This window comes from Amycolatopsis sp. w19 (assembly GCF_051373225.1).
GTDB lineage: Bacteria > Actinomycetota > Actinomycetes > Mycobacteriales > Pseudonocardiaceae > Amycolatopsis > Amycolatopsis japonica.
This window is the reverse complement of the sequence record NZ_JBPQFM010000012.1, coordinates 214,820-238,634: the sequence shown is the minus strand read 5'-3', so window position 1 is coordinate 238,634 and position 23,815 is coordinate 214,820. Positions and strand designations below refer to the sequence as shown.

Below are 23,815 nucleotides of genomic sequence, written 5' to 3'. Positions count from 1 at the left end.
AAGGAGGCCTTCACGCGAGTCACGACCAGCGGTACCGACGTCAGTCGAGGTCGAACCGGTCCAGTTCCATGACCTTGGTCCACGCCTTGGCGAAGTCGGCGGCGAACCGCTCCCGCCCGGCCTGACCCGCATAGACCTCGGAAAGCGCCCTCAGCTGCGAGTTGGAGCCGAACACGAGGTCGACCGGGGTCGCCGTCCACTTCACCGCGTCCGTGCCGGCGTCGCGGATCTCGTACACGTTCTCCTCGGACTCCGACACCTTCCACCGGGTGCCCGGCGACAGGAGGTTGGTGAAGAAGTCGTTGGTGAGCACGCCGGGCCGGTCGGTGAGGACGCCGTGCCGGGTGTCGCCGGCGGTGATCCCGAGCGCACGCAGGCCGCCGACGAGGACGGTCATCTCGGGCGCGGTCAGGTCGAGCATGTAGGCGCGCTCGACCAGCAGGACCTCCGGCTGCAGTTTCTCCTCGGGACGCAGGTGGTTGCGGAACCCGTCGGCCCGCGGTTCGAGCAGCGCGAACGACTCGACGTCGGTGTCCTCCTGGGTGGCGTCGGCGCGGCCGGGGTGGAACGCCACGGTCACGTCGGTGCCCGCGTCGCGCGCCGCCTTCTCGACGGCGGCAGTGCCCGCCAGCACGATCAGGTCGGCCAGCGAGATCTTGGCGCCACCGGCGTCGTTGAACTCGCGCTGGATGCCCTCCAGGGTCTCCAGCACACTCGCGAGCTCTTCCGGCCGGTTGACCTCCCAGTCACGCTGGGGTGCCAGGCGGATCCGGGCCCCGTTGGCGCCGCCGCGTTTGTCGGTGGACCGGAAGCTCGCCGCGGACGCCCACGCCGTGCCGACCAGCTGCTCGACCGTGAGCCCGGACTCGAGCACCTTCGTCTTGAGCGCGGCGATGTCGGCGTCCCCCACGAGTTCGTGGTCGACGTCCGGCACCGGGTCCTGCCACAGCTGCGGTTCGGGCACCCACGGCCCCAGGAAACGGCTGACCGGGCCCATGTCGCGGTGCAGCAGTTTGTACCAGGCCTTGGCGAACGCGAGCGCGAAGTCGTCCGGGTTCTCCAGGAAGCGGCGCGAGATCTTCTCGTACTCCGGGTCGACGCGCAGCGCCAGATCCGTGGTGAGCATGGTCGGCTTGTGCTTCTTGACCGGGTCGTGGGCGTCCGGGATGATCGCCTCGGCGTCCTTGGCGACGTACTGCTTGGCGCCGCCGGGGCTGGTGGTGAGTTCCCATTCGTAGCCGAAGAGGATCTCGAAGAACCGGTTGCTCCACTGCGTCGGTTTGTCGGTCCAGGTCACCTCGAGACCGCTGGTGATCGCGTCGGCGCCCTTGCCGCTGCCGTGGGTGCTCAGCCAGCCGAGGCCCTGTGTCTCGAGCGGGGCGGCTTCGGGTTCCGGGCCGACGTGGTCGTCGGCGATACCGGCACCGTGGGTCTTGCCGAAGGTGTGGCCCCCGGCGATGAGCGCGACGGTCTCCTCGTCGTTCATCGCCATCCGGGCGAAGGTCTCCCGGATGAAATGCGCCGCGGCGGCCGGGTCCGCGTTGCCTCGGGGTCCCTCGGGGTTGACGTAGATGAGGCCCATTTCGGTCGCGCCGACGTCGGGGGCCATCTCGGTGTCGCTCGCGTAGCGCTCGTCACCCAGCCAGGTGTCCTCAGGACCCCAGAAGATCTCCTCGGGCTCCCAGGTGTCCACGCGGCCGAAACCGAAGCCGAACGTCTTGAACCCCATCGACTCCAGCGCGACGTTCCCGGCGAGCACGAGCAGGTCGGCCCACGAGATCTGCTGGCCGTACTTCTCCTTGACCGGCCATAGCAGCCGCCGTGCCTTGTCGAGGTTGGCGTTGTCGGGCCAGCTGTTGAGCGGGGCGAACCGCTGCCCGCCGTCACCGGCACCGCCTCGGCCGTCGTGGATGCGGTAGGTGCCAGCGGCGTGCCAGCTCATCCGGATCATCAGGCCGCCGTAGTGGCCGAAGTCGGCGGGCCACCAGTCCTGCGAGGTGGTGAGCACCTCGGTGATGTCGCGTTTGAGGGCCTCGACGTCGAGTTTGGCGAATTCCTTGGCGTAGCTGAAGTCCGCGCCGAGCGGGTTCGACTTCGACGAGTGGGCGTGCAGCACCGAGAGGTCGAGCTGGTTGGGCCACCAGTCCTTGTTGGTACGCGGGCGGCCGCCCGATTTCGGCGTCGGCGAGTCGATCGCCGGGTTCTCGCTCTCGCTTCCGTGCGCGGTCACGGAGTCGTGGGCCACTGGGCAGCCCTTCTCCGGGTTGTCACTCATTTCTTTCCTTCCGAGCAGGCGAATTCATCACTGGACAGGTTCGGCCGCACAGCCGGGGCACAGGCCCCAGTAGACGACCTCCGCCTCGTCGATCACGAACCCGTGATCGCCCGAAGCGGTGAGACAGGGGGCATGGCCGACGGCGCAGTCGACGTCCGCGATCGCACCGCAGGAACGGCACACGACATGGTGATGGTTGTCCCCCACCCGGGTCTCGTAACGGGCGAGCGCGCCGGCGGGCTGGATCCGCCGGATCAGACCGGTTTCGGTGAGCGCCCGCAGCACGTCGTACACCGCCTGGTGCGAGACCGTCGGCAGATCGGCCCGCACCAGCGCGATCACCGTTTCGGTGTCGACGTGCGGATGATCGCGCAGCGCCGCGAGCACGGCCAGCCGAGGCCGCGTCACGCGCAACGAAACCGCTCGCAGCTGTGCCTCGAAGTCGGACATCACCAAGGACGATAAGAGCGTCTTTGGAACGGGTCAAATCAAGAACCCCGGGGAGTGAAGGCCGGTTTCGAACGCCTTGACACCGGGTAGCCGTGGAGCGAGCCATGACTTGCGTGAGGTGAGTTCATGACAACGACCGGCCGTATCGGTATCGCCGACGTCGAATGTCTCGAAAACGCGGTCGATACTCTGCGCGCGTTGGACTATCGGCAGGGCGGCGCTTTTTCCCACGACGCGGTGCACGTCGTGAAGTCGGTCAGCCTGCTGCTCACTTGGGGCGCCGTCCCCGGCGGGCTCCGGTCACGGCTGCTGACCGTGCTCGCGGATCTGCACAATCTGCTGGGCTGGACGGAATTCGACATCGGCCGCCGCGTTCCGGCGCGGCTCCGGTTCGACCGCGCGCTCGGTCTCGCCGCCGCTGCGGGCAACGACAATCTCATGGCCAACATCTGTTACCGCCTCGGCAGGCTGGCATTGCATCATGACGACGTCGAAGGCGGGTTGGACCATCTCCGGCAAGGCCAAGCCGCCGCCCACCGCTCCGGTTCCCTGCGGGCACAGGCGATCCTGACGATCAACGAGGCGTGGGCACTGGCCAAGGCCGGTGACGAGCGCGCAGCCCTCACGAGCCTGGCGCGGGCGGAGTGCGAGTTCGAGAACGCGGGCACCTGGGCGGCGCCACGACCGTGGGAAGCCTTCTTCGGCGCCACGGACATGGCCGCGATGCGCGGGACCGTCCTGACCGAATTGGCCAGGACGGTCGCCTCCCGGCACAGCGAAGAAGCGATCGAGCGGTTACGCGACGCCGTCGACGGCTACGGCGCCGAGATGTCCCGCAGCCTCGCGTTCACCTTGATCATGCTCGCGCAGAACCACGCGCTCCAGGGCGATTTCGACGAAGCCGTCCGCACCGGCGACGAGGCGCTGGACCTCGCGCGGGGCCTCGGTTCCACCCGCACCAAGGACCGGCTCGCACCGCTGGCGGGACTTCTGCGCGGGCACGCCGATCCCGCCTCCCGCGACCTGCTCGCCCGGATCGACGGCTATCGCGCCGAACCGGGTCCCTGACCGGCGAAACGCCGCCCGAGCAGGACCGCGGTCACCGCGAAGCCGAGACACAGCCCGGCCCAGACCCCCCATCCGCCCCAGGCGAACACGTGGGCGCACAAGAACATCGCGGGCACGCCCACCGCCCAGTACCCCACGAGAGTGCAGCGGAGGCCGGAGACGGTGTCACCGAGCCCGCGCAGCAGGCCGACGAGGATGTTCTGCGTTCCCTTGCTGTACTGCTGCGCGATGGCGAACACCAGCAGGGTCGACGCCGTGCCGAGCACCACCGCGTCGGTCTCGTCGTGCAGGAACGGCCACAGCAGCACCTGCGGCACCAGCAGGTACGCCAGGCTCACCACCGCCATCAAGGACCAGGAGAGGGTGAACGCCTGGCGCGCGATCACCGGTGCGCGATCCCGGTCACCGTGGGCGACCGCGCGACTGACCAAAATGGACGATCCTTGCGACAGCCCGATGTTGGCCTGGTAGACGATGTAGGCGAGCTGGTTCGCGACGTTCGAAGCGGCGAGCATCGCCGGGCCGAACGCACCCATCAGCATCGTCGCGATCGAGGTGATCGCCGCTTCCGAACCGTAGGTGAAGCAGATCGGCGTCCCGTGCCGGACGATGCGCCGGACCACCGCCCGGTCCGCGCGCCACAGCGCGAGCGACACCATGGGGCGCAGCAGCGGATCCCGCCGGAGGGCCGAGGCGAACACGGCGAGCGTGAAGAACTGGACCAAGGTCGTCGCCAGGCCGATACCGGCGACGCCCAGCTCGGGCAGGCCCGCCCAGCCGTAGATGAAGGCGGCGTTGAGGGCGGCGTTGACCGCGATCGACACCAGTGTCACGGCGAGGAGCGAACCCGGACGCCGCAACCCGACGGCGAACTGGCGCACCACGTTCAGCCACACCATCGGGAACAGCCCGCCGGCCAGCGCGAACATCATCGGTCCGGCGAGCGACACGATCTCCGGTTTCTGGCCGAGCGAGGGCAACGCGACGGCCAGTCCACAAAGGACGGCCGCGCCGAGTGCCGCGGTCAGGGTCGCGACGAGCAGCGCCGACCGCAGGAGCGAGCGGATCTCGTCCCGCGCCCGCTCGTCGAGTTCGCCGGTGCCGGTGCGGAGTTCCCCGGCCCCGGCCGCCGTCGCCACGAGGTTCCCGACGCCGGTGACCATGCCGACGCACATGGTGCGGATCTGGTTGTAGAGCAGGATCGCCAGCCCGCCCGCCGCCACCGCGGTCACCCCGAGCAGTCCGAGCATGGCCAGGTCGACGCTGGTGAGCGCGACCTGTGCCAGCTGGATTCCCGCGATCGGCGCGGCCAGCCCGGCGAGGGCCCGGTAGCCGCGGGTCGTCACCGCCGTGCTCATCCGCCCACCGCCACCGGTGTCCGGCGCACCGCCCGGTCGCGCGTGGCGACCTTCACGGATTCGGCGTAGGTGGCGAACCAGCGGTCCATCCGGCGGTGGGCCAGTTCGTCGAGTACGCCCCTGGCGCGCAGCCATTCGTCGTCGTACACCGAATCGAGGTACTTCTCCCCCGCGTCGTTGCACAGCACCACGACGACGCTTCCGGCCGGATACGCGTAAAGCCGCCGCAGCGCGACGTGGATCGCGCCGCCGGTGGTCCCGCCGACCAGCACGCCGGTGCGCCGGGCGACGACGCGGGCCCCGGCGAACGCGTCGCTGTCGGACACGCGGTGGGCTTCGCCGATCACCGACCGGTCGACGTTGTCCCCGATCGGGAAACCGGCCGGGCTGCCCGCCCCGGTCTGGTGGTAGATCCCCGGCGCGCCACCGAAGATGATCGAGCCGACGGGTTCGACCGCCACCGCGTGGGTGCTCGCTCCCGCGGCGCGCAGGGCGCGGGCCGTGCCGCACAGGGAGCCGCCGGTGCCGATCGCCGCGACGAGCACGTCGACGTCGCCGAGTTGCTCGACGAGTTCCCGCGCCAGCCCGGTGTATCCGTTGCCGTTGCCGGGATGGTTGTGCTGATCGGGATGGTAGGCACCGGTTTCCGCGGCGATGCGGGCCGCGACCCGCCGCCGCTGGACCGAACTGACCCCGCCGTCCGGCGGGCATTCGACGAACACCAGTTCCGCGCCGAGCGCGCGCAGCATCCCGAGTTTCTCGCGGGCGGCGTGGTGATCGACCACGGCGGTGAACCGGTAGCCGCGTTCCAGCGCGACCAGGGCGAGCCCGTTCCCGGTGTTGCCGGAGGTGGGTTCGACGATATGCCCGCCCGGCCGCAGCCGTCCGTCGAGCTCCGCCTCGTCGATCATCCGCCTCGCCATGCGTACCTTGCACGAGCCGGTGGGGTTGAGGTGGTCGAGTTTGAGCAGCAGACGCGTCCCGGTGCCGGTACGCGCGAGCTCCAGCAGCGGCGTGTTCCCGATCAGGTCGGACGCGCGCCGGACGATCGTCATCGGATCTCCTGGATCGGGTGGTCGGTGTCGAGGTGCCAGCGGTCGCCGTCGACCACCACTTTCGGCGGCAACGGAAGCTGGTGGAAACCGCTCTCGTTCTTGTCCATCTGGTAGCCGGCCGTGTTGGGGTACACGAGCAGGTCGCCGGTCCTCGGCCGCGCGGGCAGCTCCACCGCGCGCCAGGTCAGCACGTCGTACTCCATGCAGCTCGACCCCGCGACGATGGTCCGTACCGGCGTACCGCCCGGTCCGTCCCGGCGCACGAGCAGCGGGTCGGGCAGGAACTCGCTGCCCTTCCACTGTTCGGACAGGCTCATGGACAGGCCCGCGACCGTGGTGATCAGGTGGTCTCCGCCCGGTTTGCAGCCCAGCACCGGGAACACCGAGAACCCGGCGCCGTCGACGAGGGCCCGGCCGGGTTCGAGCAGCAGCTCGATCCCGGCCGCGCGCAGGCGCTCCGCCAGTGTCTTCCCGGCGATCTCGTGCCGCAGGATCGCGGTCACCATCGCCGCCCCGGTCGGCGCCTGGTGGTACGGATAGGTCCTCGCCGGATTACGGCCGGCGTGGAACCAGCCGTCGTGCCTGCCGGACTCGAACCGCGCCCAGTCACCGGCGTCCACATAGGACACGGCGATCCCGCCACCCACGCTGATCTTCGACGCGGGATGTCCGAGCGCGCGGGCGTCGTGGCACAGATCGATCAGGTACGCGGCGAGTTCCGCCCGTGGCACGGGGTCGTAGCCGTCGAGGTGGAATGAGAAACCCCGCAGGACGACCGGGCCGCCGCACTCTCGCACGGCCGCTTTCACCGCGTCGGGCGCGAAACCGAACCGGCTCTCCGGCGCGGACGGCGGCCGCACCCGCAGCAGCACTTCGGCGGTCTCCCCGAGTTCGATGGCCAGCCGGGCGACGCGTTCCAGCTCGTCGGCCGCGTCCACCGCGATGAGACAGCGATGCCGCAGGGCGAGCCAAAGGAGGCCGTCGGGTTTGGCGGCACCGGTGACCCCGATCGCTTCGCCGCGCAGCCCGTTTCCGAGGGCGTGCACCAGTTCGGGCACACTCGCGACGTCGACCCCCGTGCCGGGACGCGTGCATTCCCGCAGCCAGGCCGCCGCCTTGTTCGCCTTCTTCCCGTAGTAGACGGTGCCTTCGACCCGTTCGGCGGCGAGCGCGTCGACCATTTCCCCGAGGTTCTCGGCGAAAGTGGCCGGATGGACCACGTGGAACGGGCCGCCGCCGACCCCGCGGGCGATCTCCCACAGCGTCTCCGAAGCACGCAGCCGGTGCGCCCAGGGACGTTCGAGCGCGGGCAGGGGCGGGGACAGGGTGTCGATCAGGTCCACAGGGCCACCTCGCGGCCGCGGCCGGCGGCGATGGCGCGGGCGGCCAGCGCGTGCGCCACCGGGATGTCGGTGATGATCATGCCGCTGCTGAAGGCGAACACCCGGTCTTCGTCGCCGCGGCGGCCGGGAGCCTTGCCCGCGAGGATCTCCGGGAGTTCGGCGTCGATCCGGAACACGCCGTCCGGACCCGCCATCCGCTGCCCGGTCACCTCGACCTGCGCGCCGCTGGTGGCCACCGTGTAGTCGGCCTCGGCGAGCGTGCCTTCCTGGACTCCCTTGCTGGCGACGGAGATCAGCAGCCCGCCCGGCGGCAGCCAGCCGAGACGGATCTTCGGGTGGGCCGCCCGGCCCGACGCGGCGACCACGATGTCGGACTCGCGCGCCGCGGCCTCCACGTCGTCGACGAGTTCGACCTCGCGGTCCGGGAAGCGCTCCTTCAGCGCGGCGACGCTGTCGCGAAGACCGTCGGGATGCGTGCCGAACAGCCGCAGCCGTTCCAGCTCCGGCAGGGCGGTGAGCAGGTACGGCAGCGTCCGGATCCCCTGCGCGCCGGTGCCGACCATGAGCGCGGATCGCGCGCCCGGCCGAGCGCAGGACCGCGCGATCAACGCGGTGCTCGCGGGCGTGCGGGTGGCGCCGACGCGGTGGCAGTCCATGAGCGCGAACGGCAGGCCCGTGGTGTCGTCGTACAGGGTGATGGTCGTGTAGTACTTCTCGGCCGACGTGCTGCCTTGGCGGTAGCTCGTCTTGAACGCGGCCTGTTCGAGGGAACCGTCGTAGCCGAGCATCGAGTACGCGACGGCGTCCCGCGCGGGATCCGGGATCGGCACCATCAGCTTCGCCGGGTTCCGCGAGGCCCCGGCGGCGTAGGCCAGATAGCCGTCTTCGACCATCGTGATCGCCTCGCCAGGGGTGAGTTCGAGGCTGTGCAGATCCGAGCGCGTGAGAATGTGCAGCGAGGGACCGGAGCTCATGAACGATCGACCTTTCTCGTGGGAAGGTGGCGCGCCGCAGCTTAATGAAAATGATTGTCTTTATCGATGACTGTGGTCCTTGTCACGCTAAGCTGGCGGCCGTGAGTGGACCCTGGAGCGCTCCGGAAAGCCGCGCGCGAGCGGAAGAAGTGCGGCATCTCAACGCGATCGGCCATCTGGCGCCGCACGATCACGCGGCCGTATCGGCCGGCCCGCTCAGCGGGATCCCGTTGGTGGTCAAGGACAACATCCACGTCGCCGGGATGCCGAACACCGCGGGGACCCCGGCGCTGGCGGGCCACGTTCCGCGCGAGCACGCGACCGTGGTCCGGCGGCTGACCGACGCGGGCGCCGTCGTCGTCGGCAAGGCGACCATGCACGAACTCGCCCTCGGCATCACCTGCGACACGACCCCGCTCGGCCCGGTGCGCAACGCGTGCGACCCGTCACGGTTCGCCGGAGGCAGCAGCGGCGGGACCGCGGTCGCCGTCGCGGCGGGCATCGTGCCCGCGGGTCTGGGCACCGACACCGGCGGTTCGGCCCGTGTTCCCGCCGCGCTCAACGGGGTTTGCGGCTTCCGGCCGACCACGGGCCGCTACCCGTCCGACGGCATGACGCCGCTGAGCAGCACGCGGGACACGGCCGGACCGATCGCCCGCACGGTCGCCGATCTCGCGCTCCTCGACGCGGTCCTCGCGGCGGAAGAGCCGGCACCCCTGATCGAGCGCCCGTCGATCCGGCTGGGTGTGCCGCACGGTTTCCTGACCGGCGACCTGTCCGAGGACGTCGAAGAACTCTGGGAAGCCGCGCTCGCCCGTCTGGGCGCGGCAGGCGTCACCCTGGTGCCGCTCGACGACACGCCGCTCGCCGAACTCGTCGTCGATCAGGGAATGCCGCTGGTGATCCACGAAGCAGGCGTCGGGCTCCGGTCCTACCTCGCCGAGCACGTACCCGAGGTTTCGTTCGAGCGGCTCGTTCGCGAGATCGCCGCACCCGACGTCCGGGCGATCTTCGCCGAGGCGGTCGTGCCGGGCGTCGAGCCCGCCGTCTACGAAGCGGCCCTCGCCACCCGCTCCGCCTTGCGTCGCGCCTACGCGAAGATCTTCGACGAGAGCGGCATCGACGCGCTGGCCTTCCCCACCACACCGGCGACGGCCCGGGACTTCTCGGCCGTCGGGAGCTTCGTGCACCGCGGGCGCGAGGTCCCGACCTTCCCCACCTTCATCCGCAACTGCCAGCCCGGCAGTATCGCGGGATTCCCCGGTCTGACCGTCCCGATGGGGCGCGCACGCGACGGCCTGCCCGCCGGGCTGGCGCTCGACGGTCTGGTCGGGGACGACCGGAAGTTGCTGGGCGTGGGGGCTTTCGTCGAACGGGTTCTGTAGATGTCCATGAAGGCCTCCTTGCCTACCCTGAAGGTAGCGACCCCGGCAAGGTCACATAAGCGCAGGTCAAGCACTTGATTGCCCTGGTCGACGGGAGTCGAACAGGCTCCAACCGTCCACTGTGGTCACTTCGCGGCGACCAAATGTCTCATTCATGGCGAAATGGGTGATTATGCCGAGGGGTCGTGAGTGGTAAAGGTCGTTCTAACCCTCTTTACCACTCACGACCCCTTTGCGAAACGCCCAAATCGGGCACCCACCCTCTGGAAGAGTCCCCTGTGGACAGTCGAGAAGGAGCCAGGCCACCGTGGCGAGTGCCTCCGTTGCCCACTCGACCAGCGAATAGGCGACTTTGCCCGAACCCTGACCCTGGAGGTAGTGAAGGAGGCCTTCACTACCTTCAGGATCGCCACCTGCGGCTCTTCAACACCGCCGGCCCCAGCAGTCACAGCGGCCGCGCGTGAAGGCCCCCTTCCCTCGGCTCAGCCGAGGAAACTCGACCTTCACACCTTCCCAAGTACATGAAGGCCCCCTTCACCGCGTCTAGCGCAAGCAAGGGGGCCTTCACGTACTTCAGAACCCCGCCCTAAGCCCGGATGCTCGTCTGAAGCGCGTCGATCAGCGCCGCCGCGGCCGGAGGATCGGGCGGGTCGCCATAGGTGACGGCGTAGATCTGACGCGGGTCTTCGGCCAGCTCCGTGGCGTGCACACCGGGCATCCGATGCGCACGCAGCGCCAGCCGGGGCAGCGTGGTGACGCCCATCCGGGCCGCGACCAGCGCCTGCATGACCACGATGTCGTCGCTGACCATCGAAATACGCGGGGCGAACCCGGCCCGCCCGCAGATCGTGACGAGTTCGTCCTGGCAGCGGGCGCAGCCGCCGATCCAGGTCGAGTCACGATGATCGGCGATGGTCTGCCCCGGTTCGCTGGTGAGCAGATAGATCGGGTCCTCCAGCAGGTGTACGAGCCGGAGCCCCTGCTCCTCGCGGGGTGTGTCCGCGTACCGGAAGATCAGGGCGACGTCGATCCGCCCCTCCCGCAGCATGCGCAGCGCCTCGCCCGGATGTTCGTCCACCAGCCCGAGTTCGAGTCCGGGATGCGCACGGGCCAGCGTCGCGGCCGCGTCGGGGACGATGGTGCTCAGGATCGACTGGAACCCCGCCATCCGGACCCGCCCGGCGCGCAAGCCCACCTGCGCCGCCAACTCGGCTTCGGCGCCTTCGACCCGGCCGACGATCTCGGCCGCGCGGGTGGCGAGCAGTTCCCCTTCCGGAGTGAGCCGGATGCCGCGGCCGATCCGCTGGACCAGCTTCGCGCCCGTCGCCGCCTCCAGTCTCGCGAGATGGTGGCTCACCGCGGGCTGCGTGTAGTGCAGTTCCTTCGCCGCCGCGGTCATCGAACCGTGCCGCGCGACCGCCGCCAGCACCGTGAGCTGCACCAGATTCAGCATGGATAAAGAATATCTATATCAAGGAAAGAACGTCGTCATTGGACGCCGCCCGGACGGCGGGCCACGATGAGAAGCGACGAGAAGGGAGAACGAAAAATGACCGTCACGACCCTCAGACCAGGCCTTCCGGAGCTGCTTGAACGTCTGAGCCAATGCACCGGAAGACCATCCGAACCCCTTGTCACCGCACAAGCCGTGGCGAACGTTCTCACCGAACTCCGCCCGACTCCGCAACTGCTCACCGCGGCGGAACGCGCCGGCTCCCCCGACGGCTACACCCGCACCACCCTGCACGCCGAGTCCGCCTTTTCGATCGTCGGCCTGGTCTGGCGGCCCGGCCAGCTCACCGAGATCCACGATCACCTGGTGTGGTGTACATTCCTTGTCCTGCAAGGAACCGAGACCGAGACCATCTTCGACATCGACGACGATCGGCTGGTCCGGAAGGCCCAGCGGCAACGCCCGGTGGGGTCGGTGAGCGGCGTCGCGCCGCCCGACGACATCCACCAGGTGCACAACGCGGGCGACACCGTCGCCATCACCTTGCACGTGTACGGCGCCGACCTGAGCAAGGGAACCAGCGTGCGCCGCAATTACCGGATGCGCGCCGCCTCGCGGTGAAAGGCGCAATCAGCAGGGCCATTTCGCCCAGCGCGCCCGACCGATATCGCCGCACGATTCCCGGACGCCCTATCCGGCGTTTTGGCGCCGCATGCCGATGGTCCCGGGAGCGGTCTCCACGAAACCGTGGCGCTTGTAGAGCCGCCATCCGGGTGGATCGCCGAGCAGATTGACGTACGCACCCGGCGCCGCCGTGTCGATCGCCGCGAGAAGGGCCTCGATGACGGCGTCCCCGATGCCGCGGCGCTGATGGGCGGGCAGAACGGCCATGTCGACGATGTGGAAGTACCACCCGCCGTCGCTGATCACCCGGCCCATCCCGACGGTCTCACCGGTCGGCCGGTGGATCACCTGGACCGACGTCCAGGCGCCGCGAACCCCGCGCTCCGCCTGTTCCCTCGGCGGTTCGCCGAGACCGGCCTCGCGGCGCAGCCGCAGGTAGTCGTCGACCGACGGGGAGCCTGCTTCCAGGCGGTAAGAGTCGTCCATGACGGGCTTGCCTTTCTGTCATACCAACGGCCTACAGCGTCGCACCCGGGGCCGGTCCCTCCACAATGGCCCCACGGTGAATCACCGGAGCGAGCCAGGAAAACGACTTCACGAAGTCGATATCGGACGCCATCGGGTTTTTCAACGAAATCAACCAGTCCGCTACGCCGAGCGCCGGACCCCGGCTTTCCACGTGTCCAGTGCGGCGCGTTCGGAATCTGTATCCCCGTTCCGCCGTCCGGCCCAAATCCGGCGCCCCGCGTGGCGGCTTTTTACCCCTTGTCACCCGATTGCTGGTCCTCACTCGCGCGGATAAGCGGGAAGATCACTGCCGGACCGCGACGAAAGAGGATTCGGCGAAAAATGAGTACCGACGTCGCCGCGACGGTCGGTTCGACGGATCGCCCGAGCGAGCGAACCTGTTCTCGGCGAATGCGAGCGCCGCCCGGCCCGGGCCGACCGCACGGCCCGGGCCACACCGGGCGCCCGTCGATACCCCAAGGGGAACCATGAACCGCGTCACCACGCTCGTAGTAGACGATCAACCCCTCATCAGATACGCGCTCAGCAGGCTGTTGCGGGATTCGGCGGGGGTGGGGGCGGTGGCCGAAGCCGCGAGTGAGCCTGAAGCGTTGTGGCAGTGCGAAAAGAGCCATCCCGACATGGTCATCACCGAGCTGTCGATCTGGGGTGAGCCCGCCGGGACCGCGATCTGCCGGTTCGTGAAGGAACAGTTCGAGCGCGCGGCAGTCCTGGTCTTCGCCGGTGATTCGTCGCCGTCGGCCATCGCCATGGCGCTGAACGCGGGCGCGGACAGCTTCGTGCACAAGTCGGCCAGCGGCGGCCAGGTGATGTCGGCGGTGCGCTCGACGCTCGCCGGACAGCGAGTCTGCCTGCAGGCGGGCGGAACCCCGCCGGCGGTCACCGAGGCCGTGCGCTACGCGAGCGCGATGACCAGACGGGAGGAGGAGATCCTCGCGCTGATCCTCTACCGGTGGTCGAACGACGAGATCGCCGAAGAACTGCACCTCGCGACGCAGACCGTGAAGAACTACGTCAGCCGGATCCTGCAGAAGCTGGGCTTCGGCAGCAGGCGCGACCTCTTCCGGGCGCTGCGTTTCCGGCCGGGCGGAAACCTGTTGCCGCGCCTGGAGACGACCGAGCGCGAAGGCGAGTTGCACACCGCGGACGGGTACCGGGGCTAGCCCGGCCGGGCGAGCGACGTACCGGAAGTACCGAGACCGGACGAGGTTCGGTACCCGCCGTATCCTGTGGCACCGAGATCGTTTTTCTAGCGTTGCTGTCATGACGAAGCCAGGTTCCCTGTTCCTGCTCCTCGCGCTCGCCGGAACCCCGGCCCCGGACACCGTCCGGGCTTCGTCGGCCAAGATCCACGAGGTGCTCGGCGGCCCGGCAGGCTACATCGACCTGCACAACACCGGCGCCACCACCCTCGACATCGGCGGCTGGTCCGTTCAAGCGTGCACGGGCGAAGCGACGCCCGTCGAACTGGCCACCATGCCCGCCGGGAGCGAGATCCCCGCCGGTGACCATTTCCTCATCACCGCACAGGGTTTCGGCGGGACGGTGCAGCAGCTGGTCGTCGAAGCGATCGTCGGGAACGGCGAGATACTGCTGGACCGGCGCGGGGCGAGGGTCGACAGCGTCGGATGGGCGCCGTCGTCGCCCTGCCGCGAGAACCAGGCCGCCGTCTCCTGCCCCGGGCTCGCCCAGTCGAGGGACGCCGTCAGCCGCGACACCGACAACAACAAGGCCGACTTCGGCTGTGTACGGCCGGCCGGCTGAAAGCACTCCACCAGTACGAGAAAGGTGCGGTCGTGACCGCGAACAGCGAACGCGGGGCCGCGGCCCCGCTGTGCGAACTGCTCGCCGAACAACGAATCGCGAAAGGATGGTCACAAGGCGATCTGGTCGTGAAGTTGCACACCCGCTCCGGCAACGACAGCGTCACGCGCGAAGAGATTTCCCGCTGGGAGCGGGGAAAACGCATTCCCGGTCCGTATTGGCGGCAGTGGCTCAGCGATGTGCTGGACACCTCCAGCCACGAACTCGAGCTCGCCGCCGCGGTCGCGAGAAGGCGGCGCCGGACCCTTATCGCGTGACGCGAAAGTACCGGAAAACTGGCCCCTTCCCGGCGGCACCCCGATTCTCGGATGATTGTCGTGTCGGCACCGGCGGAAAGGGTTCCGGTCCGGCGGAACAATCCCCCGGAAAACCAAGCTGAAAGGAATTTCCCGTGCGACGAATTCTGGGCGCTTCGGCGGTATTCGCAATGCTGGCGATGGGTATGGCCGGTGGTGTCGCGAACGCGGCCGGCGAGAGCGAGGGCACCGAGGCCGCCCCGCTCGTGTCGTCCACCGTGGTCATCAACGAGGTTTCGACCCGCGGCGTGAACGGTCTGCTCGACGAGTTCATCGAGCTGCGCAACGTCTCGAACCAGCCGCAGGACGTGAGCGGCTACGTGATCCGGATCTACTCGCCGTCGAACGTCGTGACCGACACGATCGTCCTGCCCGCGGGCACGATCCTGCAGCCGAAGGGCAACGCGGGCCAGTACGCGGTGCTGGTCGGGCAGAACTTCTCCGGCACCGTCGTCGACCAGACCTACGTCATCCCCTTCACCCTGACCGGCGCCGAGGGCATCCCGACCGCCGGTGGCCTCTCGCTGCAGAACATGGCGAGCGCGAAGATCGACGGTGTGGCCTTCAGCAACGCGGTCGTGGCCCCGCGTGAAGGCCAGGCCGCGATTCCGGAGAACACCATCACCGACCAGCTCAACGCGGCGAACACCCGCAACATCCTGAGCACCGACACCGACAACAACCGGCAGGACTTCTCGCTGCAGCTGCGCACCCCGGGTCTGTAAGTCCCCCAGTACCGACCCGTCTCTCGACCGGGCCCGGGCCGCCGTCGGCGGTCCGGGCCCTTCCATGGCGGTATCTCGCCAACGGCGACATACCGCCAACGATAATTGTGTTCATCCGGGAACTCCTGCCTCATCCTCGGGAAACTCCATCTTCGCGGCGGCCGTGCCCACGGCCGCTTCTCACTATCCGAGGAGAGTGAGGCTCGATGTTCCCCCGTTCCCCTCACCTGACGAGACACCCCTGGCACCCGGTGGCGATCCTGGCGGCCTCCGCACTGGTCGCCCTGACCCCTCTACCGGTGATCGCGACCGCCGCGACCGCCGCCGTATCCGGCCCCGCTCCCGTCACCGGGCGGCCGGACGTCCATCGCGTCACGTTGCTCACCGGCGACGTGGTGACCTACGAACGAGACGGCGCCGGGCACGGCACCGCACAGGTCGAACCGGCGGTGCGGCCGGACCGGCCGAGCCCGGCGTTCCAGATCACGACCACGGCCGAAGGGCTGATGGTGTATCCGTCGGACGCGCTTCCGTTCGTCGGCAAGGGATTGCTGAGCCCGGAGCTGTTCAACGTCACCACGCTCGTCGGCGACCGGCGTGACGACGCGGCGAGCACCACGATCCCCGTCATCGTGCGTTACGGCGACCGGTCGGGGCTGTCCGCCCGGACTCTGGACGCGAAGGCGAAGGCGCTCCCGCAGACCCAGCGGCTCACCCCGCTGGTCACGGCCAACGGAGTGGGGGTTCAGGTCAAGAAAGCGGGGACGGGCGAATTCTGGCGTGCCCTCGTCGCGTTCGACGCGGGCGGGAAACCCGTGCTGAACCAAGGGATTTCGCAAGTCCGGCTGGACAGGAAGGTCCGGGTGACGCTGGACAAGAGCACCGCGCGGGTCGGTGCGCCGTCGGCGTGGAGCGGCGGGTGGACCGGGAAGGGAAGCACGGTCGCGGTGGTGGACACCGGGATCGACGAGAACCATCCCGACCTGGCGGGCAAGACGGTCGCCTCCGCGGACTTCAGCGGAGAAGGCGACGTCGTGGACCGCCACGGCCACGGCACGCACGTCGCGTCGATCGTCGCCGGTACCGGCGCGGCCTCGGGCGGCCGGTACAAGGGTGTGGCACCGGACGCGAATCTGGTGGTGGCCAAGGTTTTCGACGCTTCCGGCGAGGGTGACACCGCACAGGTGATGGCCGGGATCGACTGGGCCGTCGCGCAGGGCGCGAAGATCGTGAACCTCAGCCTCGGTGCCGGCGTCAGCGACGGGGCCGACCCGATGAGCGAGCAGATCGACTCGCTTTCGGCGAAGTCCGGCACGCTGTTCGTGGTCGCGGCCGGGAACTCCGGACCGGGCGACCGGACCGTCACGACACCGGGGGCGGCGACGTCCGCGCTCACCGTCGGAGCGCTCGACCGGGAGGACAAGATCGCGTGGTTCAGCAGCCGCGGCCCGCGGTTGCGGGACGCCTCGGTCAAACCGGAGATCACCGCGCCCGGCGTCGGGATCGTCGCCGCCAGGGCCGCGGACACGGCGCTGGGCGAACCGGTGGACGCCTCCTACACCGCCGCGTCGGGCACTTCCATGGCGACACCGCATGTCGCGGGCGCCGCGGCTATCCTGCTGCAGCAGCGACCGGGGCTGACCGGGCAGGCACTGAAGAACACCCTCGTCACCACGGCCAAGGACGTCGGCCTTCGCTGGTTCGAGCAGGGCGCCGGAATCCTCGACGTCGCGCGGGCCGTATCGCAGAAGGCGACCGGCACCGCCGTCGCTAGTTTCGGCCGTAACGAGCGGACGACCAACGCCTCGGCACAGGTCGTCCGGCAGCTGTCCTACACCAACGCCGGGGACCAGCCGCTGAACCTGAACCTGAAGCTGACCGTGCGACCTTGGGACGGCGGCGCCGCGCCGGGTACCGGGATGCGCCTGGCGAAGACGGATCTGTCGATCCCGCCGAAGTCGAGTACCACCGTCGACCTCGCCGTGAACCCGAACGAAGGAACGGCGGGTGTCTACGGTGGCGCCGTGGTGGCCACGACCGCGGACGGGGCCAACGCGGTGCGGACTCCTGTGAGCACCTACAACGCGGCCGAACTGTTCCCGGTGACGATCCGGGTCCGGGACTCGGCGGGCGGGCCCGCTCAGTCCGCGTCGGCTCAGCTGATCGACGACGCGGCCGGTGCGGGTAACCGCAACGACCCGTTCCTCGACCAGGTCAGCCAGCAGGTCGGCCTGGTCGACGGGGTCGGCCGGGTGCTCGTGCCCGCCGGACGCTATTCGGCGCTCGGCTGGGCGATGGAGCGCGGGCTGACGGTGCGCCGCTGGTCGGCGATGAGCGCGACGCAGGTCGCCGTCACGGGCCCGGCGGAGATCGCGCTGAACGCGGCGAACGCCGTCCCGGCGGGGCTGATCACGCCCACTCCCACCGATCTGCGGGACCGCACGGTGATGCTGAGGCGCGTGATCCCCGGCGGAGCCGGTGTGAACGGTTACATCGGTGAAGCCGGGCTGGCCTCGGGCGCGGGCTGGGAGGTGCGCGTGACCCCCTCGGCCGCCACCTCGGCGGGCGCGATTTCGTTGCAGGACAGCGCGACACTGTCCCAGACCGCGGTCGAGATGCGGATCGTCGGTGGCGGTTCGGCCGTGCTGAACCCGGCGTACGACGTGCCGACGTTGACGGCGAAGTCGCCCGGTGAGCGAACGCTGCCGGTCGTGTTCGGTGATGCGGGTGATCTCACCGGTCTCGACGTCCGCGGAAAGGCCGTCCTGGTAAGGATTCCGGTCCCGGCCGGGGCACCGGATCCGGTGAGCGCGGTCTCCGTGGGCATCGCGAACGCGGCACGCGCGGTGTCCGCCGCGGGTGGGGCGGCGTTGATCCCCTACGCCGGTTCGCCGGGTTCGCTGAGCGTTCCGGGCCTCGGCAGCGCGGTGGTGCCGACCTTGTCCCTCGGCTGGGACGAAGGCGAAAAGCTGCGGACCGCCGGTGCCGTTTCGGTGCGCTTGCTGGTGCGCGCGGCTCCGGACGCGATGTACAACCTCAGCTACCTCGACGCCAACGGCGTGCCGAAGGAGCTCGTCCGGCGGGTCGACCGGAAGACCTTGGTCGCCACGAAAACCGGGTACCAGGCCGAAAAACCGGGACTGACCGGGCAGAAGAACTGGTACGCCTTCCCGACCGGCCTGTGGAAGACACAAGCGGTGCAGGGCACGAAGATCCCGGTTCCCGGCTCCTGGACCGAATACACCGGTCCGGCGGACGATCGGCTGGTCTGGAAAAGGGTCGTCACCCTGTCCGGCAACGACACCGCGGGTCGTCGCGCCGCACTGAGCATGAACGCGCAGAACGTCTACCGCGCGGGCGAGCGGTCGAGACCGGACGAGTTCTGGTTCCGCGCGCCACTGCACAGCGGCACGGTGGAACTGCCGGCCGATCATCCGGCCCGGTACCCGGCGACGGCCTCCGGCTGGGCGGTGCTGTGCTCGATGTGCCGTGGTGGCACGGATCCCGACCTGTTCCTCCCCGGCCTGCAGTGGATGGACGGCACGACCGGGGTGGGCGGGCATTACGCGAATCCCTACGAGAACGCGCGGTACTTCGCGGCGACCACGGCACGGCTGTACCGGGACGGGGCCGAGATCCCGCGGTCCAATGCGGACGATCCGCTCGCGCTCATCCCGGAGTTCCGGCTCGCGCCGACCCCCGCCACCTACCGGCTGGACGTGACCGACGTGATGCCCGGCCCGGCGCAGGTCGGCATCCCGAGCGGGGCGCTGTTCCAGCACGCCCCGAGGACGGACACGTCGTGGACGTTCGCCTCGGCACGGTCCGACGCCGCGGCACCGCTCGGCTTCTCCTGCCACAACGCGGGGAAGTCGTGTTCCTTCCAGCCGCTCATCCAGCTGGACCACCGGCTGCCGCTGGATCTCGGCGGCCGCGCCCCGGCCGGGCGCCCGTTCACCTTCGACGTGTCCGCCGGCTCGCACAGCGGCGCGCGGGGCGGCGGACCGGTGACGCGGCTGCAGGTGTCGGCGTCGACGGACGGCGGGCGCACGTGGACGGCGGCGACCGTCCGGCCGGGTGCGAACGGGCTCTGGTCGGTGACGGTGGCCCACCCGCCACTCGCGGCGACCGACGGGTTCGTCTGGCTGCGCTCGGAAGCACGGGACAGCTCGGGCAACACCGTGACGCAGACGGTCCAGCGGGCCTACGCGCTCACGGACGTGGCGAAGGCGAATCCGCGCGCTCGCTGACGTCGTCCTCGATCGGGGGTTGGGCCGCCGGCAAGGTGACCCAACCCCGCGTGGCGACCTGAAGCCCGGCCTGGAACCGGGTGGTCGCGCCGAGCGCGGTCATGAGGTCGCGAAGCCGTCGTTGGAAGGTCCGGTAGCTCATGCCGAGCTGCTTGGCGATGCTCCGGTCCGGCAGGCCGGTGGTCAGCAAGGCGAGCAGGCGGGCGTCGTCGGAAGGGGCGACGTCCGCCAGTTCGGCCGAACCGGGCAGGCGCAGCGGAAGCCCGCTCTGCCAAAGGAAAGCGAAGACCGCGCCGAGCGCGTCGAGCAGCGCGCACGGGTGGATCACCAGGGCCGCGCCGACCTCGGGGAGATCGGACCGCAGTGGCACCAGTCCGACGCGCTGGTCGACCACGATCATCTTGAGCGGGGCGCTGGTGACCACGCGGGCCTCCTCGCCGAGCGCGAGACCTGCTTCCAGGTCGGATGACAGGTCGTGCATTTCCAGCGCACTGCGCTCGTAAACCCCGCGAAAGCGCACCCCCCGGCCAAGGAGATCACGTTCGGCGGGATGCAGCACACTCGGCGTTCGCGCGTAAGGCGGTTTGTCGACGAAGGCGACCTCCCGCTCGGCCGAGCGCAGCAGCTGATCCGCCCGCTCGGCGATCAGCGCGTCGCCGTGGATCACTTCGATGAGATCGACCGCGCGTTCGCCGGACGTCGCCCGGTACCGCTCGCGCAACCGGTCGGCGACCAGCCGCGCGCTCGCGAGTTCCTGTTCCTTCAGCCGGAGCATCGCCTCCAGCGCGATCTCCGGCCGCACCGCCGAATACGCCTCCGCCCGGCCGGGAAGCCTGACGAGCAAACCTTTTTCCGTCAGCGCGCCCAGTACGCGGAGCAGCCGTTGTTGCGGAATCCCGGTTCGCCGCCGGATTTCGGCGACGGTCAGCGAACCGGTGCCGGCGAAGGCATCGTAGACCTCGACGTCGGTTTCACTCAGACCGATGATGTCCAGCAAATCGTCTCCCGCCGCAGCCGCGGTCGCCTTCGTCCGACCATACCGCTGGAATCCGGCGGGCAAAAGGGACCGCATCGCGTCCGGACCGTCCACTGTGGTCAGTCGTGATCGGGGATCCCGTGGAGATGGTGATCGGCCGCGTTCATGACCTCGGCCAGCAAACGCCGGACGTGCCCGTCCGCGCGTGGCCACGAAACGACGAGGACCATCCCCGCCGGTCCGCGCGCGAGAGCGGGATCTCGAAATCCGTGACGCGAAGGCTCCCTTCACCGCGTCCAATGCGGTGAAGGGAGCCTTCGCCCCGGTCACTCCCCGGCCAGGTCAACCCTTCGTGCGCATCACCGGGCCGCGACCGGCGGCAGCGCGCGCACGGCCTTGGCGGCGAGCACCGCGAGCGGCACCGCTACCGCCAGAACCGCCACGGTCTGCCCGGCGGCGATCGCGGTCATGATGTCCAGTTCCGCGGTGCGGGCCGCGAGCCGGAGGTAGTCCAGCAGCGTCACGACCCGCTGCACGAGGGCGACCAGCGCGAGCGAAGCGAGCGTCGTCGACCACGACACCGCGGCACTCCGCCAGCCCAGGCGAGGCACGCTCAAGTAGACGACCGCGGCGACGAAAACCGCCACACAGATCACGCCCGGCCAGTCCACGAGCGCCGGAACGCTGACATAGGTGACCGACATCGCGACCGTCAGGAGGCCGACGCCGGCAAGCAGCGCGACGAGCCACGGCCGCGCTTTCACCGGTGGGGCCTGCCGATGGAACGCGACCAGTGCCACCACCGGCAGCACCTCCAGCAGGAGTCCGACGGTCCCGGACAGCCCGTACGCACCCTCGACGGCCACGAGATCCACTCCGAAGAAGACCGAGGCTTGAGCCAGCGCCGTCACCGCGAGCCACCGCGCCGCGCGCCGCCGGCCGGTCACCAGGCACAGATAAGCCGCCACCCAGACCAAGCCGAGCAGGGCCTGCACGTCGGCCGCGATCGGATTCGTCATCGAGGGAGACCACAGCCACGCCCCGATACCGGCCAGCGCGGCCACTGCCTGCACGAGCAACCCCACCAGCGCCAGCCGCCGGACCGTCTCACCCCAGACGAGGTAGCGGAGGGGCGCGCCGTCGCCTCCCAGTCGCAGCCGCACCGCCAGCGCCACGACGCTCGCCACCTCCGGCCAGCTCGGCCTGCCGTGGTCGACGGCGAACTCCGCGTCCTCGGCGTCCTCCGGCATCTCGCTGTGCAGGAAGGTGGCGACCATGTCCTCCTCCCACGCCTGACGATAGGAGGCGGGGAGCAGCCGCAGCACCCGCCGGTATCGCTCCTCCAGGCGGTTCACGCCAGACCTCCGGTGTCCGCCGGCCGCCACGCGCGCAGCCGTTCCGAGGCGGCGCGGGCGTTCGAAGCCTGCCGTTGGACCTCGGCCGCGAGCGCCGTGCGGCCGTCCTCGGTCAGCCGGTAGTACCGGCGGAGCCGCCCGTTGGCGACCTCCTCCCGATCCGGCTCGACCAGACCGTCCGCGACCAGCCGATCCAGCACGCCGTACAGCGTGCCGACCTTCAGCTTCACCCGGCCGTCCGAAAGATCCCCCACCTCGCCGACGATCCCGTACCCATGACGCGGCGTGTCCACCAGCGCGGTGAGGACGAAGAACGCCTGCTCCGTCATCGTTCGACCAACCATGGGCACAATATATCGCTAGCCGATATATTGTGCCACCTGCGAGAATCCGCCGTACTTGAAATGAAAGTTCGTCTTGCCTAAACTTCAGCTTAGGCGTCCCGACAACACCGCGGACAGGTGACCCGATGAACTGGAGTCAGCTCCTCGTTCCCGTGACCAGCGGTGTGTCCGTCGCCCTCATCGTGGCGACCGTCAGGTTCCTGTGGCGGCGCACCCGCCTGCCGACCGGGCTCTCCCAGCGGATGACCCGGCGGAACTACCTGGCGGAGATGCTCGTCATCTCCAACAACGACAACGTCGACCGGCTCGACGCCCTGGTCCCGAATCTGCTGCCGGCACAAGGCTCCCCGGTGCTCGTCGAGATCCAGGAATCGTGGAGGCAGCTCAACGGCCGCCGCGGCGTCCGGGTGATCACCCGCACCGAGCCCGCGTCCCTGACCGCCGGAGCCGAGCTGCTCGCAGCGGGGATCGAGGTTCGCGTGTCCCGCGCACTGACCGCGGATCACCTGTCGTACCACCTGTTCTCCGGTTCGGAACACCACACGGTGCTCAACCGCCGCAACGGCGGGAAGGACCGGCCCGAACGGCTGGACGAGATCTCCGCCGCGAAGGTGTTCCGCAGCCACTTCGACGAGACGTGGAGCGAGTCCGAACCCCTCGAATCGTTCCTGGCCGGGGAACTCCTCGCCGGGCCCGACTCCGGCCTCGCGGACCGGATCCGGGAGCAGCGCGCGGCGTACCAGCTGCCCGCCAAGGCGGAGGACGCGATCCTGCGACATCTGGCGTTCCGCCACCGCGCGCCGGTCGTCTTCGTCACCGGCCTGCCGGGTGCAGGCAAGTCCCTGGTCCGCCGAGCCCTCGCCGAAGAGCTTCGGCGGTGGCGGATGCAGGTCGACGAACTGAACGACTACGTCTACGCGTTCGAGGAATTCCTCCACGCCTTGATGCTCTTCGGCGACGGTCGCGGTGCGGGCTTCAGCGCCCAGCAGGGCGGCGCGTTCCAAGTGGAGCGCGAGGACGATCTCCGGCCGGCCCTGCACACACTCGGCCACCGCGTCTGGGAAAACCGCCGCAGCAACCCGATCACGATCGTCGAGTTCGCCAGGGCCGACACGATCGGAGCGCTCCAGGTGTTCGGCGACGAGGTCCTGGCGGCGTCGCAGATCATCCACGTCCGCGCCTCCGACACCAAGCGCTCCGCCCGGCTGGCCAGACGGGGCGAGCCACCGAAGATCTCCGTGGCGGGCCAGTCGATCAGTCTCGAAGTGTCCGACGAGCATCGGCTGCCCAGCAACGCCGCGGACACCCTGTACAGCAGGGACGACTTCGCACTCCTGAAGGCACAGAAGAACATCGCCAACCGCCTTTTCCTCGTCGAGAACGACGCCGAGGAAAAGGCGCACGTCGACGAACAGGTCACGGCGTTCGTCGAAGCGGTCGTGCGCCCCTACCGAGTACTCGCGCGCACCTAGGAATGCGCCCGGACTGGAGATTGTCCATGCGCAGGCCCGGGCCAGAACGCTCGCCCGTGC

Annotated in this window: 20 protein-coding genes; 9 read left to right on the top strand and 11 right to left on the bottom strand. The window is 69.5% G+C overall.

Annotated elements, in window-relative coordinates; all coding sequences use genetic code 11:
• Nucleotides 1-40 precede the first annotated feature (40 nt).
• Both katG and ACSMFO_RS23990 read right to left on the bottom strand, forming a co-directional pair.
• Complete coding sequence (gene katG / locus ACSMFO_RS23995) at nt 41-2,275, bottom strand: catalase/peroxidase HPI (RefSeq protein ID WP_436460577.1); 2,235 nt, start codon at nt 2,273-2,275, stop codon at nt 41-43.
• A 27-nt stretch (nt 2,276-2,302) separates the two neighbouring features.
• Complete coding sequence (locus ACSMFO_RS23990) at nt 2,303-2,725, bottom strand: Fur family transcriptional regulator (protein WP_007031522.1); 423 nt, start codon at nt 2,723-2,725, stop codon at nt 2,303-2,305.
• 126 nt (nt 2,726-2,851) lie between these two features.
• Between ACSMFO_RS23990 and ACSMFO_RS23985 the strand changes: the two genes are divergently transcribed.
• A complete protein-coding gene (locus ACSMFO_RS23985; protein ID WP_436460576.1) occupies nt 2,852-3,793 on the top strand; it encodes a hypothetical protein in 942 nt (313 codons plus the stop codon).
• On the opposite strand, the gene ACSMFO_RS23980 is transcribed toward ACSMFO_RS23985, so the two are convergent.
• The 4 genes from ACSMFO_RS23980 to ACSMFO_RS23965 are packed head-to-tail and all read right to left on the bottom strand — an operon-like array spanning nt 3,769 to nt 8,523.
• Nucleotides 3,769-5,151 (bottom strand): MATE family efflux transporter, encoded by a 1,383-nt coding sequence (locus ACSMFO_RS23980; protein ID WP_436460575.1) that lies wholly within the window; start codon nt 5,149-5,151, stop codon nt 3,769-3,771. The two genes, ACSMFO_RS23985 and ACSMFO_RS23980, sit on opposite strands and share 25 nt — an antisense overlap.
• Nucleotides 5,148-6,206 carry a PLP-dependent cysteine synthase family protein gene (locus ACSMFO_RS23975; protein WP_436460574.1) on the bottom strand — a complete coding sequence of 353 codons (1,059 nt, stop codon included), beginning with the start codon at nt 6,204-6,206 and terminating at the stop codon, nt 5,148-5,150. The genes ACSMFO_RS23980 and ACSMFO_RS23975 overlap by 4 nt, the downstream gene beginning before the upstream one ends.
• Nucleotides 6,203-7,549, bottom strand: coding sequence for a Y4yA family PLP-dependent enzyme (locus tag ACSMFO_RS23970; RefSeq protein WP_436460573.1), 1,347 nt, complete (start codon nt 7,547-7,549; stop codon nt 6,203-6,205). The genes ACSMFO_RS23975 and ACSMFO_RS23970 overlap by 4 nt, the downstream gene beginning before the upstream one ends.
• Complete coding sequence (locus tag ACSMFO_RS23965; protein WP_436460572.1) at nt 7,540-8,523, bottom strand: ornithine cyclodeaminase; 984 nt, start codon at nt 8,521-8,523, stop codon at nt 7,540-7,542. The genes ACSMFO_RS23970 and ACSMFO_RS23965 overlap by 10 nt, the downstream gene beginning before the upstream one ends.
• A gap of 101 nt (nt 8,524-8,624) precedes the next feature.
• Between ACSMFO_RS23965 and ACSMFO_RS23960 the strand changes: the two genes are divergently transcribed.
• Nucleotides 8,625-9,908 (top strand): amidase family protein, encoded by a 1,284-nt coding sequence (locus ACSMFO_RS23960; RefSeq protein ID WP_436460571.1) that lies wholly within the window; start codon nt 8,625-8,627, stop codon nt 9,906-9,908.
• A 586-nt stretch (nt 9,909-10,494) separates the two neighbouring features.
• On the opposite strand, the gene ACSMFO_RS23955 is transcribed toward ACSMFO_RS23960, so the two are convergent.
• Entirely contained in the window at nt 10,495-11,361 is an 867-nt protein-coding gene (locus ACSMFO_RS23955) for a LysR family transcriptional regulator (RefSeq protein ID WP_436460570.1), read from the bottom strand.
• A 195-nt stretch (nt 11,362-11,556) separates the two neighbouring features.
• On the opposite strand from ACSMFO_RS23955, the gene ACSMFO_RS23950 reads away from it, so the two are divergent.
• On the top strand, nt 11,557-11,982 hold the full coding sequence (locus ACSMFO_RS23950) for a cysteine dioxygenase (protein ID WP_436460569.1): 426 nt from the start codon (nt 11,557-11,559) through the stop codon (nt 11,980-11,982).
• 69 nt (nt 11,983-12,051) lie between these two features.
• Here ACSMFO_RS23950 and ACSMFO_RS23945 read toward each other — a convergent pair whose 3' ends face one another.
• Nucleotides 12,052-12,471: a GNAT family N-acetyltransferase gene (locus ACSMFO_RS23945; protein ID WP_436460568.1), complete on the bottom strand. Its 420-nt coding sequence runs from the start codon at nt 12,469-12,471 to the stop codon at nt 12,052-12,054.
• Between the two features lie 509 nt (nt 12,472-12,980).
• Here ACSMFO_RS23945 and ACSMFO_RS23940 point away from each other — a divergent pair.
• From ACSMFO_RS23940 to ACSMFO_RS23920, 5 genes are all read left to right on the top strand, one after another.
• Nucleotides 12,981-13,676 (top strand): response regulator, encoded by a 696-nt coding sequence (locus tag ACSMFO_RS23940; RefSeq protein ID WP_073848090.1) that lies wholly within the window; start codon nt 12,981-12,983, stop codon nt 13,674-13,676.
• A gap of 100 nt (nt 13,677-13,776) precedes the next feature.
• Nucleotides 13,777-14,277, top strand: a complete 501-nt coding sequence (locus tag ACSMFO_RS23935) for a lamin tail domain-containing protein (RefSeq protein ID WP_436460567.1) — start codon at nt 13,777-13,779, stop codon at nt 14,275-14,277.
• A 32-nt stretch (nt 14,278-14,309) separates the two neighbouring features.
• The gene (locus tag ACSMFO_RS23930) at nt 14,310-14,594 is read left to right on the top strand and encodes a helix-turn-helix domain-containing protein (protein WP_360123742.1); all 285 of its coding nucleotides are present in this window, start codon (nt 14,310-14,312) and stop codon (nt 14,592-14,594) included.
• A 134-nt stretch (nt 14,595-14,728) separates the two neighbouring features.
• Nucleotides 14,729-15,358, top strand: a complete 630-nt coding sequence (locus tag ACSMFO_RS23925) for a lamin tail domain-containing protein (protein ID WP_360123745.1) — start codon at nt 14,729-14,731, stop codon at nt 15,356-15,358.
• A gap of 206 nt (nt 15,359-15,564) precedes the next feature.
• A complete protein-coding gene (locus tag ACSMFO_RS23920; protein ID WP_436460566.1) occupies nt 15,565-19,608 on the top strand; it encodes a S8 family serine peptidase in 4,044 nt (1,347 codons plus the stop codon).
• On the opposite strand, the gene ACSMFO_RS23915 is transcribed toward ACSMFO_RS23920, so the two are convergent.
• From ACSMFO_RS23915 to ACSMFO_RS23905, 3 genes are all read right to left on the bottom strand, one after another.
• Nucleotides 19,571-20,605, bottom strand: coding sequence for a helix-turn-helix domain-containing protein (locus tag ACSMFO_RS23915; protein ID WP_436460565.1), 1,035 nt, complete (start codon nt 20,603-20,605; stop codon nt 19,571-19,573). The genes ACSMFO_RS23920 and ACSMFO_RS23915 overlap by 38 nt on opposite strands.
• 338 nt (nt 20,606-20,943) lie before the next feature.
• Entirely contained in the window at nt 20,944-21,939 is a 996-nt protein-coding gene (locus ACSMFO_RS23910; RefSeq protein WP_436460564.1) for a hypothetical protein, read from the bottom strand.
• Nucleotides 21,936-22,283, bottom strand: a complete 348-nt coding sequence (locus ACSMFO_RS23905) for a PadR family transcriptional regulator (RefSeq protein WP_350597519.1) — start codon at nt 22,281-22,283, stop codon at nt 21,936-21,938. The genes ACSMFO_RS23910 and ACSMFO_RS23905 overlap by 4 nt, the downstream gene beginning before the upstream one ends.
• A gap of 125 nt (nt 22,284-22,408) precedes the next feature.
• On the opposite strand from ACSMFO_RS23905, the gene ACSMFO_RS23900 reads away from it, so the two are divergent.
• Entirely contained in the window at nt 22,409-23,755 is a 1,347-nt protein-coding gene (locus tag ACSMFO_RS23900; protein WP_436460563.1) for a hypothetical protein, read from the top strand.
• Nucleotides 23,756-23,815 lie beyond the last annotated feature (60 nt).